Annotated in this window: 16 protein-coding genes; 8 read left to right on the top strand and 8 right to left on the bottom strand. The window is 45.2% G+C overall.

Annotated elements, in window-relative coordinates; genetic code table 11:
* Positions 1-119 precede the first annotated feature (119 nt).
* Positions 120-1,496 (top strand): serine protease Do-like protein HtrB, encoded by a 1,377-nt coding sequence (gene htrB / locus NSU05_RS16650; RefSeq protein ID WP_038429600.1) that lies wholly within the window; start codon positions 120-122, stop codon positions 1,494-1,496.
* A 41-nt stretch (positions 1,497-1,537) separates the two neighbouring features.
* Here the strand turns inward: htrB and mrgA are convergent, their stop codons facing one another.
* Both mrgA and NSU05_RS16640 read right to left on the bottom strand, forming a co-directional pair.
* The gene (gene mrgA, locus NSU05_RS16645; protein ID WP_038429599.1) at positions 1,538-1,999 is read right to left on the bottom strand and encodes a metalloregulation DNA-binding stress protein MgrA; all 462 of its coding nucleotides are present in this window, start codon (positions 1,997-1,999) and stop codon (positions 1,538-1,540) included.
* A gap of 89 nt (positions 2,000-2,088) precedes the next feature.
* On the bottom strand, positions 2,089-2,931 hold the full coding sequence (locus NSU05_RS16640; protein WP_029725911.1) for an oxidoreductase: 843 nt from the start codon (positions 2,929-2,931) through the stop codon (positions 2,089-2,091).
* Positions 2,932-3,065: 134 nt separating this feature from the next.
* On the opposite strand from NSU05_RS16640, the gene NSU05_RS16635 reads away from it, so the two are divergent.
* The 4 genes from NSU05_RS16635 to NSU05_RS16620 all read left to right on the top strand — a co-directional run bounded on the left by NSU05_RS16635 (position 3,066) and on the right by NSU05_RS16620 (position 6,765).
* Entirely contained in the window at positions 3,066-4,862 is a 1,797-nt protein-coding gene (locus NSU05_RS16635) for a M3 family oligoendopeptidase (protein WP_038429597.1), read from the top strand.
* Positions 4,863-4,971: 109 nt separating this feature from the next.
* Entirely contained in the window at positions 4,972-5,409 is a 438-nt protein-coding gene (locus NSU05_RS16630; protein ID WP_038429596.1) for a YusW family protein, read from the top strand.
* 216 nt (positions 5,410-5,625) lie between these two features.
* The gene (locus tag NSU05_RS16625) at positions 5,626-6,453 is read left to right on the top strand and encodes an ABC transporter ATP-binding protein (RefSeq protein ID WP_076457600.1); all 828 of its coding nucleotides are present in this window, start codon (positions 5,626-5,628) and stop codon (positions 6,451-6,453) included.
* Between the two features lie 24 nt (positions 6,454-6,477).
* Positions 6,478-6,765 carry a YusU family protein gene (locus tag NSU05_RS16620; RefSeq protein ID WP_003228549.1) on the top strand — a complete coding sequence of 96 codons (288 nt, stop codon included), beginning with the start codon at positions 6,478-6,480 and terminating at the stop codon, positions 6,763-6,765.
* Positions 6,766-6,784: 19 nt separating this feature from the next.
* Here the strand turns inward: NSU05_RS16620 and NSU05_RS16615 are convergent, their stop codons facing one another.
* The gene (locus tag NSU05_RS16615; protein WP_015714676.1) at positions 6,785-7,672 is read right to left on the bottom strand and encodes a LysR family transcriptional regulator; all 888 of its coding nucleotides are present in this window, start codon (positions 7,670-7,672) and stop codon (positions 6,785-6,787) included.
* Between the two features lie 133 nt (positions 7,673-7,805).
* Between NSU05_RS16615 and NSU05_RS16610 the strand changes: the two genes are divergently transcribed.
* Positions 7,806-8,546, top strand: a complete 741-nt coding sequence (locus NSU05_RS16610) for an SDR family NAD(P)-dependent oxidoreductase (protein ID WP_038429593.1) — start codon at positions 7,806-7,808, stop codon at positions 8,544-8,546.
* Between the two features lie 18 nt (positions 8,547-8,564).
* Positions 8,565-8,948: a tautomerase family protein gene (locus NSU05_RS16605; RefSeq protein ID WP_029318438.1), complete on the top strand. Its 384-nt coding sequence runs from the start codon at positions 8,565-8,567 to the stop codon at positions 8,946-8,948.
* A gap of 35 nt (positions 8,949-8,983) precedes the next feature.
* Here the strand turns inward: NSU05_RS16605 and mdtP are convergent, their stop codons facing one another.
* From mdtP to NSU05_RS16585, 4 genes are all read right to left on the bottom strand, one after another.
* A complete protein-coding gene (gene mdtP, locus NSU05_RS16600) occupies positions 8,984-10,609 on the bottom strand; it encodes a multidrug efflux MFS transporter MdtP (RefSeq protein ID WP_015384597.1) in 1,626 nt (541 codons plus the stop codon).
* Positions 10,606-11,073, bottom strand: coding sequence for a MarR family transcriptional regulator MdtR (gene mdtR / locus NSU05_RS16595; protein ID WP_015251263.1), 468 nt, complete (start codon positions 11,071-11,073; stop codon positions 10,606-10,608). Before mdtR ends, mdtP begins: the two co-directional genes overlap by 4 nt.
* 158 nt (positions 11,074-11,231) lie before the next feature.
* Positions 11,232-11,564, bottom strand: coding sequence for a spore coat protein (locus NSU05_RS16590; RefSeq protein WP_014477927.1), 333 nt, complete (start codon positions 11,562-11,564; stop codon positions 11,232-11,234).
* A gap of 12 nt (positions 11,565-11,576) precedes the next feature.
* Positions 11,577-11,822 (bottom strand): hypothetical protein, encoded by a 246-nt coding sequence (locus tag NSU05_RS16585; protein WP_003228567.1) that lies wholly within the window; start codon positions 11,820-11,822, stop codon positions 11,577-11,579.
* 94 nt (positions 11,823-11,916) lie between these two features.
* Here NSU05_RS16585 and NSU05_RS16580 point away from each other — a divergent pair, with 94 nt between their 5' ends.
* On the top strand, positions 11,917-12,825 hold the full coding sequence (locus NSU05_RS16580; protein ID WP_038429591.1) for a proline dehydrogenase: 909 nt from the start codon (positions 11,917-11,919) through the stop codon (positions 12,823-12,825).
* A gap of 24 nt (positions 12,826-12,849) precedes the next feature.
* Here NSU05_RS16580 and NSU05_RS16575 read toward each other — a convergent pair whose 3' ends face one another.
* Positions 12,850-12,996: a YuzL family protein gene (locus tag NSU05_RS16575; RefSeq protein ID WP_003240817.1), complete on the bottom strand. Its 147-nt coding sequence runs from the start codon at positions 12,994-12,996 to the stop codon at positions 12,850-12,852.
* Positions 12,997-13,004 lie beyond the last annotated feature (8 nt).

Here is a 13,004-nt window from a genome sequence, read left to right as displayed (position 1 = left end):
ATGATCAAACATATTCTATTTTGGTGCTTTGCTTTTCTCCTCATTATTGGGACAATTGAACTTGTACATGCGATGAATATGTAACGATAAATGAATAACCGTTAAAGGAGTGTAAGAACATGGATTATCGACGTGATGGCCAAAACGATCAACATCAAACTGAACCTTCACATACAGAACAGCAGAATACAGAAAACCAGAAGCTGATTGGACATTCTGAACAAGAATTGCTTGACGCGCCTGTGTCGTATGAAGCGGGACGGCAGGAAACGGCTTCTGCTTTAGAAATGGAAAAGCAAGAAATGGCTGTGAAAAAAGAAAAGAAACGGAGAGCCGCATGGCTGAGCCCGATTTTAGGCGGTATTATCGGCGGGGGCCTCATGCTTGGCATCGCGCCTTATCTGCCGTCAGACCAAAATCAGGCGACCGAGACCGCTTCCGCAAATAAACAGGTGCAGTCTGATAATTTTACAACGGCGCCGATAACGAACGCATCAAACATCGCTGATATGGTAGAGGATTTAGAGCCTACGATTGTCGGAATCTCAAATATCCAAACCTCTCAAAATAACACATTCGGCATGGGAGGAGGCTCCAGCTCAGAAAGTGAAAGCGGAACCGGGTCAGGTGTCATTTTCAAAAAAGACAGCAATAAAGCGTATATCATTACAAACAACCATGTCGTTGAAGGCGCGAACAAGCTGACTGTTACGCTATACAACGGAGAAACGGAAAGTGCCAAGCTTGTCGGCAGCGATACCATTACTGATTTGGCAGTTTTGGAAATCAGCAGCAAGAACGTCAAAAAAGTGGCGAGCTTTGGTGATTCTTCACAGCTGCGCACTGGCGAAAAGGTAATCGCTATCGGTAACCCGCTCGGACAGCAGTTTTCCGGTACGGTGACACAAGGCATCATTAGCGGATTGAACCGGACAATTGATGTGGATACAACACAAGGGACGGTGGAAATGAACGTGCTGCAAACTGATGCAGCGATCAATCCGGGGAACAGCGGAGGCCCATTAATCAATGCAAGCGGCCAGGTCATCGGCATCAACAGCTTGAAGGTGAGCGAAAGCGGTGTGGAATCACTTGGATTTGCGATCCCAAGCAATGATGTCGAGCCGATTGTTGACCAGCTGCTGCAAAACGGGAAGGTGGACCGTCCGTTTTTAGGCGTGCAGATGATTGACATGTCACAAGTTCCTGAAACCTATCAGGAAAATACGCTCGGCCTGTTTGGAGATCAATTGGGCAAAGGTGTTTATGTAAAAGAAGTTCAAGCAAATTCACCGGCAGAAAAAGCAGGTATTAAATCTGAGGATGTCATTGTCAAACTAAACGGTAAAGACGTGGAAAGCAGTGCGGATATCCGTCAGATCCTTTACAAAGACTTAAAAGTCGGAGATAAAACAACAATCCAAGTGCTGCGAAAGGGAAAAACGAAAACGCTGAACGCGACACTGACCAAGCAGACAGAAAGCAGTTCAAGCTAAGAAAAAACAAAAAGCTGAACCCAAATAGGGTTCAGCTTTTTTTATCCTAAGTAAGAGGAAAGCATCCACACTTGTTTTTCAACTTCTTCAATTAATCCGACAAACAAGTCCGCTGTCGCATTGTCTTGATTTTCTTCAGCCAGGCCGATCACGAATTTAGATTCGCTGCTGATTTGTTTGTAGTCGTTTACCAATGCTTGTACCATTTCTGATGCTGATGTTTCGTTTCCGCCGTCTGTGATAGATGCATGCTCAGTGTATTCTTTCACTGTGGCAACAGGCTGCCCGCCAATCGCCAGCAGGCGCTCAGCGATGGTATCCACTGTTTCAGCCGCATGGTCATAAAGTTCTTCAAATTTCTCGTGCAATGTAAAGAAATGAGGCCCTTTCACATACCAATGGAAACGGTGGAGCTTAGAGTATAAAAGAAACCAGTTTGATAATTGTGTGTTCAGTGAATTCTCAACTAATGTTTGATTTGTTTTTGTGTTTTCAGTTTTCATAAGATAACGTCCTCCTTGTGATCTGTTGTTTTAATTATATCATATACTAAATAAAAATCAATACTAAATTATAATAATTATAATTTAGGTTATTTGAATAGCTTTTTCTTCAGGATAGACTCCCACGCAGACCAAGGAAAAAGCGATCGGAATAGCAGGGTGAGCTTGATGCCCTTTCCGATCGGGTATCGCAATTTCTTTATGTGCTGTTTTGTTGCCAATTGATAAATGAGGTCGGCAACCTCTTGGGGATCTCCGCTTTCTTCTCCGTTTTTTTGAACGTAGGAAAGGATCTTTTTATAGTATTGATGATAGGCTGAATCGTCAGCAGGCACCGACATAAAATTTGATAATGACGTTGACCAGATCGATGTCTTGTATGAGCCCGGCTCGATCAAAGCGGTTTCGATACCGAACGGAAGCAGCTCGATACGCAGGCTTTCAGAAAAACCTTCCAATGCATGCTTGGAAGAAACATATGGCGACAGCGCTGGGAATCCGGTCAGTCCGCTGATGCTGCTCACGTTTATAATCTTTGCGCCGCCATGCTTTCTTATGTAAGGCAGAACGGTTTTTGTCACATGGATCACACCGAAGACATTCGTTTCAAATTGTTGTCTGAAATGTTCCATCGGCACATCCTCGATAAATCCTCCATAAGCCGTTCCGGCGTTGTTAACGAGTAAATCGATCGGGGCGTAAGCACTAACGGCTTTTCCGAATGAGACTATAGATTGTTCATCGGTGACATCGAGAGCTGTAATGTGAATAGAATCAGACACATTGTGTGCTGCAGCCAATTCGCGAAGCTGTTCCGCTTTTTCAGGCTGTCTTGATGTGGCTATCACGAAAAATGATCGGGCGAGCTTTACAGCTGCCAGCAGACCGAAGCCGCTGGACGCTCCCGTTACGATTGCTATTTTTTTATTCATCCTAACCCTCCTATTAAACTGCTACAGCTATTGTACAATCCTGAACAGGAAATGACGCCTGTAAAAAGAAATTTTTATACAACAATTCAGAATTGTTCTATAATAGAACGAAAGAACGAAAGGGGTTTTGTGATATGGCGCTGCAAGGGGTAGGCCAAAGATGGGATCTTGATTCATTTTTTAAGGGCGGGAGCCAATCAGAAGAATTCAAAGGTTATATTGAGAAGCTGTCACAAAGTCTGCGTGCATTTCAAGACAGGACTGATGCGTTTCAGGTGCCTGAATCGCCTGAAGAGGCTGAAGGGCTGACCGCGTTGCTTGATTTATTCGAACAGACATCCGTCAAGCTTCAGCAGGCCGGCGCTTTTGTTGCTTGCCTCCAGGCCCAGAATATCAATGATCAAAAGGCTATAGAGCATCAGGCACTCATGAACCGGCTTTCCGCAGATTTTCAATCGTCGCTCGTTACATTAGATCATAAACTTGTGGACATTGATCAAGACGTGTGGAATGAATTGTTAACAAAACCGGGGTTGCGCGATGTTTCTTACATATTAAATGAAAGAAGACAGAGGGTTGCCGAAAAGCTTAGCCCCGGTAAAGAAAAACTGATCGGGAACCTTGCCGTGGACGGATATCACGCTTGGAGTGACTTCTACAATATGGTTGTCGGGAAAATGACGATCCCCTATGAGGAAAACGGTGAAAACAAGCAATTGTCTGTCGGTCAGGCGGAGAATATGATGGACCATCAAGACCGTACTGTCAGAAAAACAGTATATGAACGTTTCCGCCAAGCTTGGGAGAGCAAGCAAGATATTTTCAGCAGCACGCTGAATCATTTGGCGGGATTCCGGCTTGAAACCTATAAAGCGCGCGGCTGGGAGAATGTCCTGAAGGAACCGCTGCAAATTAACAGGATGAAAAAAGAAACACTTGATACGATGTGGCAGGTCATCACTGAAAACAAGAAGCCGTTCGTTCAGTTTTTGAACCGGAAAGCATCCATGCTCGGCCTTGAAAAACTCAGCTGGTACGATGTCGAGGCACCGATCGGTTCTGACGGAAAGGCCTATTCGTATGATGAAGCCGCAAATATCATTACCAGCCAGTTTTCAACGTTTGGCAAAAAGCTGTCCTCATTCACTGAAAAAGCGTTTCGGGACGGCTGGATTGAGGCGGAAGACAGGAGCGGAAAAAGAGTCGGCGGCTTTTGCACCAGTTTTCCTGACAGCGGGGAATCCCGGATTTTCATGACATTTTCGGGCAGCGCCTCAAATGTCTCTACTCTTGCGCATGAACTCGGGCACGCGTTCCATCAGGAAGCAATGCTCGACGTCAGGCCGTTAAACCGCTCCTACGCCATGAATGTTGCAGAAACAGCTTCAACGTTTGCAGAGATGATAGTCGCGGACGCGACTGTCCAGCAGGCCGAGACGAGGGAAGAGAAGCTTGTTCTTCTGGAGGATAAAGTGCAAAGAAGCGTTGCGTTCTTCATGAACATTCACGCAAGATTTCTATTCGAAACGAGATTCTACGAGGAACGAAAGCGGGGAGTGGTACCGGCCAGCCGCTTGAATGAGCTGATGGAAGAGGCACAAAGAGAGGCATACTGCAATGCGTTAGAAGAATATCATCCGCTTTTTTGGGCATCAAAACTTCACTTTCACATCACGAGGGTGCCGTTTTACAATTTCCCTTATACATTCGGCTACCTATTTTCTCTTGGCATTTACGCGCTGGCGCTTGAAGAAAAAAACGCATTTGAAGAGAAGTATATGGCGCTATTGCGCGATACTGCTTCTATGACAGTGGAGGATTTGGCGATGAAGCATTTGGGCGCTGACATCACGAAGCGTGATTTTTGGGAGAATGCCATCAAGCTGGCTGTGCGTGACGCCGAAACCTTTTTGCAAATGACCGAATCTTAAAGAAAAAGCCGTGGCGTTAAATGCCTCGGCTTTTTCAATTCTTCTCTGAATGAGGATTTCATTCTCTGGATATACCTAAAATAAATGGAATTCTACAGGGGGGAAACATATGCATTTGGTCAGAGCAGCCGGGGCTGTATGTCTCGCAGTGGTTCTGATTGCGGGCTGCCGTCTCAATGAAGACCAGCAGCAGGCAGAAGGAGAAAATACAGCCGTCACCCAGCTGAAGTCCGTTCCCTACAGCAATTTTTCGCTTCGTGTGAGCTACGGGGATGGTGAGCATAACCGTTATGAAGGAATCTATACAAAGAACGGGACTCAGGAAAAAGCGGAAATACAGGATAAGCTCTCCGGTGTCAATCAGGAGGGAGAAGAAGCATTGGATGAGATGAAAATGATTTTGAGCGAGCTTTCCGTGACAAACCAAATGGCTGAAACAGAAGTGATACACAGTGTGCTGGCAGCATTTAATCTGGACAGTCATTATGATCATATCGATTTAAAATTGAAGCTGAAGGACGGCTCCATCAGAGAAATCAAGAAGTAATCTTGTGATAAAAAACCCATAAACGTAAATTATGTCCATAAAACTAATTGAAAATGATTTTCAAAGTCAGTGTTTTCTGCTACAATGAGGGATATATGACCATATCAAATGGCTGAATATCGGAATCACTTGCATTGATGACAATTGACTTAAAAGCATGTATATAGAAAACGTGCAATACATAGTGCTGCTAAAAGCCAGCAAAAAGGAGCGGTTATGGGTATGAGTGCAATTTCTACAGAAACGCTGAGCTTAGGATACGGGGATGCCGTTATTATTGATGAGTTGAATTTAACAATTCCCAAAGGTGAAATTACCGTATTTATTGGCAGCAATGGCTGCGGAAAATCGACACTTTTACGTTCATTAGCGCGCCTGATGAAGCCGAGAGGCGGTTCAGTGCTGCTGGAAGGAAGAGCGATTGCCAAGCTTCCGACGAAGGAAGTCGCAAAAGAGCTCGCAATCCTGCCCCAAGGTCCTTCGGCTCCAGAGGGGCTGACGGTGCATCAGCTGGTGAAGCAAGGAAGATATCCTTACCAAAACTGGCTGAAGCAGTGGTCAAAAGAGGATGAGGAAGCAGTTGAAAGAGCGCTTAAAGCAACAAAGCTAGAGGAAATGGCTGACCGTGCCGTTGATTCTTTGTCAGGCGGACAGCGCCAGCGGGCTTGGATTGCGATGACGCTAGCCCAGGAAACGGATATCATCCTTCTAGACGAGCCGACGACGTATTTAGACATGACGCATCAAATTGAAATTCTTGATTTGCTGTTTGAGCTGAATGAAAAGGAAGACCGGACGATTGTTATGGTTCTCCATGACTTAAACTTGGCGTGCCGCTATGCGCATCATCTTGTGGCCATAAAAGATAAACGGATTTATGCAGAAGGCCGTCCGGAAGAGGTCATCACTTGTGATCTTGTGCAAAATGTGTTTTCTATGAACTGTCAGGTTACACAGGACCCGCTCTTCGGAACGCCTCTTTGCATTCCTCATGGCAGGGGCAGATGCATTGTCCAGGAAGCGGCTTTCACATCACATGGATAAATAACGCAGCGAAGGAGCTTTCAATTGAGAAAGCTCCTTGCTGTTTTTTCGAAAGGAAGATGGAAAATGGAACAAAAACTTCAGGAGCAGCTGGATGGATTGCTGGAGAAGTATACTGAGCTTCTGCTTGGTGAAACAAACGATGAGCTAAAAGAAGAAGTGAAGCAATGGATTTTGTACACCCATATAGCCAAAAGCATGCCTCCGCTCGCTAAGCATTGGAATGCGACATACCCTGATGCAAAGCAGGGCATTAAAGAGATCATTCAGCATATTAAGGAATTAAATGAAGCGCATCGAAACAAACAATAGCCAAAAAGCAGTCTGTTCATTATAGCAGACTGCTTTTTTGTGATTCAGCCGTTTTATCTGGCGTAAAGGAATCCATAAAGGTTCTCAGCGCGCTGCTGATAAACGAATCTTTTCGAACAATAAATTCTGTTTTCATCTGGCTGAGCGCTTCAGGCAGCGGGTACAATCGAATTGATCCTTCTGCTTCATGTTTCTGCACAACCGTTCTTGGCAGCAACGAGATGCCAAGACCTGCTGTAACCCCGCCGATAATTGCTTCAAGCGTCCCAAATTCCATAATGACTGGCTGTGTGACACCGACGGAACGCAGCCATTTTTCAAGTGTTTCTCGATACGAACAGCCTGTGCTGTAAACGAGAATCGGCTTTGTGATGGCTTCCTCAACATCGGGCACGGAGGCAGCCGAAACAACTACTGGTTCTTCCTCAAACGCAGGATAGGATTCGAGCTCAGGATGATGGCATTCGCATCCGATAAACGCGCCATCCAATTCATAACGAAGAACTTTATCAAGGAGAAATTGCGTATGTCCTGTTGTTAAAGACAGCTGGACGTTTGGATGTTCTTCATAATAAGATGCCAGGAGCTTTGGAAGCCTTACCGCGGCTGTTGTCTGAGTGGAGCCGATCATAAGCGGCCCGCTTGGTTCTGCGGAGGATGAGAGCGCTTTAGACGCTTCATCAAGCAGGCCGATAATTTTATTTGCGTAGTCCAGCAGCAATTTTCCGCTTGCAGAAAGTGTCATGCCCCGATTATGGCGCAAAAACAGTGTGGTACCCAGCTCAGCTTCCAATTGCTGAATTCTGGCCGTGACATTCGATTGTACATAGCCAAGCTGCAAGGCTGCTTTCGTAATGGTCCCTTCACGGGCTACCATTTGAAACACACGTAAATCTCCGCTTTCCATTTTGAACTCCTCCGTTCGTTTGCTATCAATATGAGTGATATCTAGTATCTTTAACAATCATTATACGCAACATCAAAGCTGGATTACAATGGAATCAGAAATATACTTTAGTCAACAGCAAGGAGTGGCGGCAATGAATGTCTTGAACAAAATAGCTCTCGTAACGGGGGGCGGCACAGGAATCGGAAAAGCAGCCAGTATGGAATTGGCAAAGCGCGGGGCGATTGTGGCGGTGAATTATTCACGCTCGCAATCAGAAGCGGAGGAAACAGTGGAAATGATTAAAAAAGCTGGCGGGCAAGCCTTCGCCATCCAAGCAGATGTATCCAAAAACAGCGACGTGCAGGATATGATTCAAGCAATCGTGAGCACACACGGCACGGTTGATATTTTAGTCAACAATGCCAGCATTACACGGCATATTCCAATGGATGATCTTGAGGCTGCGACAGAAGACGTCTGGGATGAGCTGTATGCCGTCAATGTGAAAGGGATGTTTTTTTGCGCGAGAGCAGTGGTTCCGTTCATGAAGAAAAGCAAGGCCGGGGCGATCGTAAACGTCGGCAGCATCGCAGGGATAACTGGTGTCGGCTCATCTATGCCTTACGCAGTATCAAAATCAGCGGTGCACGGTTTAACGAAATCATTGGCCCACGCCTTAGCGCCTGAAATCAGAGTGAGCGGTGTAGCACCAGGAGCTGTGGCAACGAGATGGTGGGCCGGACGGGAAGAAAAAATGAAAAGCATGATCGGCTCTTTGCCGCTGCAGTGTATTGCTGAACCAGATGATGTTGCCAAATTGATTTGTTCACTAATTGAACAGGAATCACTCACAGGCCAAATTATCACAATTGACAGCGGACAGACGCTGTAAAGAAAGGGATGCGGGGAGATGCCATTTGTACAGATTCATTTACGGTCGGGAAGAAGCGAAGTGTGGCTTCAAAAACTGAGCAGGACTATCCACCAATCGATGATTGAAGAAATCAATGTGCCGGAAGATGACTATTTCCAAGTCATCAGACAATATGAAAAAAGCGAATTTTTTTATGATCCATTTTATCTCCAAGTCGAGCGTACTGATGAACTGATATACATTCATTTTACACTGAAACAGTCAAGAACAACTGAACAGAAAAAAGCACTTTACCGCTCAATCGCGAGCCGGATTCATTCCGAGCTTGGCGTCAGAAAAGAAGATGTGTTTATCATGCTGGCCGGAAATCAGGCTGAGGATTGGTCTTTCGGAAATGGAAGAGCCCAGATGATTGAATAAAAAACCCCGCGGATTGATACCCGCGGGGTGCTCTATTAATGGGAAGGTGATTCAACGGCTTTTGCCGCTTTCTCTTTTTCTTGTTGGTCTTCCGTTTTCTTATTTGATAGCTTGATAGGTTTTAAGAACAAGGTGAATACGGCTCCGACTGCGATAAAGATCAGGCCCGTATAAAACACGCTGTGGAGCGAATCCATCAACGATGTTTTTAAAATCGGCACAATATGGGATGAGAAAGCCGCAGGGATTTGTTTGACCGCGTCCGGACTGAACAGCGATTGCAGCAGCCCTTGCGGATTTGTATCAATCATACCCTTTAGCTGGGCGGCAAACGAGCTTGCCTGTGCCGGAAGAGAGTCTAAATATGGCACCAATTTATCTGTTAATAGATTTCCTGATCTCGCATTCATTACGGCTCCCAGCATGGTAATGCCGAATGTTCCGCCGATAGAACGGAAGAATTGGCTGGATGAAGTGACAACTCCAAGCTCCTCCTTCGAAAAGCTTTCCTGTAAAGCCAATGTCAGAATCGGCATAACAAGACCCATTCCCAGACCAATAATCGCCATAAAAGATGTAGCGACAAGCTTGCTCGTGTCGAGATCCAATGTCGTTAACAGCAGGAATCCGCCGGCCATAACCAGCATGCCTGTAATGATTTGCGGTTTAATCCCAATTTTATAAACAAGCTGTCCGCCGATGATACTTGTGATAATCATAGAAATCATCATCGGTGTCATAATTGTACCCGATTCAGACGCACTTACACCGACAATCCCCTGCATAAAGAAAGGAACAAACGTAATGGCGCCAAACATACCGATACTCATAAAGAAGCCGATCAAGTTTAGAAATGTAAATGTTCTGTTTTTAAATAAATACATTGGCAGGATTGGCTCTTTTGCTTTTGATTCTACGATGATAAAGCTGACAATGCCGATCAGTGCGAGAGCGAACAACCCAAGAATCTGCCATGAATCCCATGCATAATCTTTTCCGCCAAAGCTTAAGGCGAGCAGGAGGCTGACCACACCGACAATCATTGTGAAAATACCAGCGATATCGAAGTTGATCGGACCAGTCTGCTGGCGTCCCTGTAATCCTCTGGCAATAAAAATAACCGCAATAATTCCGACTGGCAGGTTAATATAGAAAACCCATTTCCAGTTTAACGAGTCTACAATCCAGCCGCCGATTTGCGGCCCAATCACTGAAGCCAGCCCGTAAATTGCGCCAAAGACACCTTGGAATTTAGCACGCTGTTTTCCTGTGAACAAGTCACCGATGACAATCATCGCCATCGGCATCATGATGCCTCCGCCGATTCCCTGCAGTCCACGGAAGATAATCAATTCTGTCATGTTGTTGGCCATTCCGCATAAAGCAGAAGCGGCCATAAAAATAATCAAACCTGATACATAGACAATGCGGCGTCCCAATAAATCAGCCAGTTTACCGGCAATTGGAACAATGGTTGTTGATGTTAACAAATATGCAGTTGTCAGCCAGGTCATCATGCTCAAACCGCCCAGATCACCGACAATTTTCGGCATGGCCGTTCCGACAATGGTACCGTCAAGGGCTGAAAAAAACATGGCAATAATTAAGCCTGTTATTAATAACGTTCGTTTTGATTGTTTGCCTTCTTTACTCATTTTCATCCGTTTCCTCTTTTCATGTTTTGCTTTTCATCCGTTTCTGCTGCTTGTGCGAGCTTTGCTGTAATATGCGCCGCCTGCAGCATCTCCTCCTCCGTCAAAAAGGAAAGATAGCGCGCCATAATGGCTTTTCTGCCTGCCAAAACCTCCTCGAACTTTCTGTCTCCTTCGTCAGTAAGACTGAGATCAATCACTCGCCTGTCTTTTGTGTTGTGTGTTCTGGCGATAAGATTTTTTTGTTCAAGGCGATCTGCCATCAGCGTCACCGCGCTTGGCTTCACCTCCATACGCTCGGCAATTTCAGAAACTTTGAGGCTGCCGTGTTTCTTTAGGCTGGCCAGCACAAACAGCTGCGCTGGGGTGACACCTTGTTTCTCCATGCTTTCCAGCATTTCAGGCTGTATCTTTTGAAAGAGCGCCTGAAGCGATAATTGAATATCGGACATTAACTGATCCGCACTCTTCATATTCATTTCCCCTCTGTTACATACACTGTATATATATTTTAATGACAAAATAGTTAATGCTTATTAAATATAAATAAGCGTAAATGAAAAGTCAACTGATTTTACACAAAAAAAGGATAGATGCCCGAAAGAACATCGTATCCTTTTTACTAATGTTGTTATTGCTGATAAGGAGACTGCTGCTGAATGGTCTGCTGGAATTTTTGATAGGACTGCTGCAGCTTTTGTGTATCCTCCGCTTCAACAGAATACCATCCATATTGGAACATGAGATCATATAGTTTTCTTTGCGCTTTTTGTGACTCATCAAAAATGGATTGAATATCCTGATAAAGAGACTCGTGGCTGAATTCGTGCAAAGCAGTGCAATAAGCTGTTGTCATGTATTTTTCGGTTGTCAGCAATTCGTTGACGAAATCTCTGTCATTCATTTCCGATGTTGTCGGTACAGGTGTCTGCGGGTTGCTGATTTTTTGATTTTGCTGATTCATTCTGGCGCCTCCTTATTGGATGTAGCCGGACTGCTGCTGGCCTGGCTGCAGGTGCTTTAATATTCTTTGATAGTGATCATGATGCATGTGTCCGACGCGGTCGAGTTCTTGCTTTAACGTTTGATCCTGGCACTGCTGCGCCATGAAATGCGCTTTTTTCATCGCGAGCAAATTCCAGTTCAGCATGTCATTGAGATACAAATGATCCTTTGTCGAAATAACGGAAGGCGGCATTTGAGATTGCTGCTGATTATCCATTGTGATCCTCCTTTGGTTTCTGTTCATTTTATAGTTTCCTTCAGACTGGGAGTTATATACAGGTGTTTTGAAGATGACGGCGGGAGGGAGTCGGATGTTGAGACATGTGTTTTTATTCTTATCTCAAAATAAAACACTTACCAAGTTCGCAAAAGCATACGGAACGCGGCTTGGAGCACGAAGGTTTGTCGCAGGGGATACGATTGAATCGGCGGTTAAGACCGTCAAAAGGCTAAATAGATCCGGTTTGTGTGCAACAATTGATTATTTAGGCGAGTATGCAGCTTCGGAAAAAGAAGCAAACCAAGTCGCAGAGGAATGCAAGAAAGCCATTCAAGCCATTGCCGAACATCAATTGGACTCAGAGCTTTCACTTAAGCTGACCTCAATCGGGCTCGATCTTTCAGAAGAACTTGCTCTTACTCATTTGCGCGCCATTCTTTCCGTTGCGAAGCAATATGATGTTGCTGTGACCATTGATATGGAAGACTATTCCCATTATGAACAGACACTTTCTATTTACAGGCAATGCAAACAGGAATTTGAGAAGCTCGGCACGGTCATTCAGGCGTATCTGTACCGGGCGGCAGAAGATATCAGAAAGATGCGGGACTTAAAGCCGAATCTCAGACTTGTAAAAGGCGCTTATAAAGAATCTGCGGCCGTAGCGTTTCCCGACAAAAGAGGAACGGACCTTCATTTTCAGAGCTTAATAAAGCTGCAGTTGTTAAGCGGGAACTACACGGCTGTCGCCACACATGACGATGACATCATTGCATTTACGAAACAGCTCGTCGCCGAATATCGAATCCCTGCGTCGCAATTTGAGTTTCAAATGCTATACGGCATCAGGCCGGAGCGTCAGAAGGAACTCGCCAAGGAAGGCTACAGAATGCGTGTGTATGTCCCATATGGAACGGACTGGTTCAGCTACTTTATGAGAAGAATTGCCGAACGGCCTGCCAATGCAGCGTTTGTGTTAAAAGGAATTTTGAAAAAGTGAAAGCAGCCGCGGGAAGCAGCTGCATTATGATTGTTCCATGTTATGTTTTTTATACTGCTGATTTTGACTTGTCCGTTTTCCGCCGCCGTAATGCTGAGTCGGACCGGCATCTCCCTTTACGCTCGCCGCGCTGACTGCCGCTGAAGACGGATTTTTTTTCTCTCGTACCATTCCCTTCA

The sequence above is a fragment of the Bacillus sp. EU52 genome (assembly GCF_037964975.1).
Classification (GTDB): Bacteria; Bacillota; Bacilli; order Bacillales; family Bacillaceae; genus Bacillus; species Bacillus subtilis.
The sequence above is the reverse complement of the archived record's forward strand: the minus strand, read 5'-3'. Positions and strand labels throughout refer to the sequence as shown.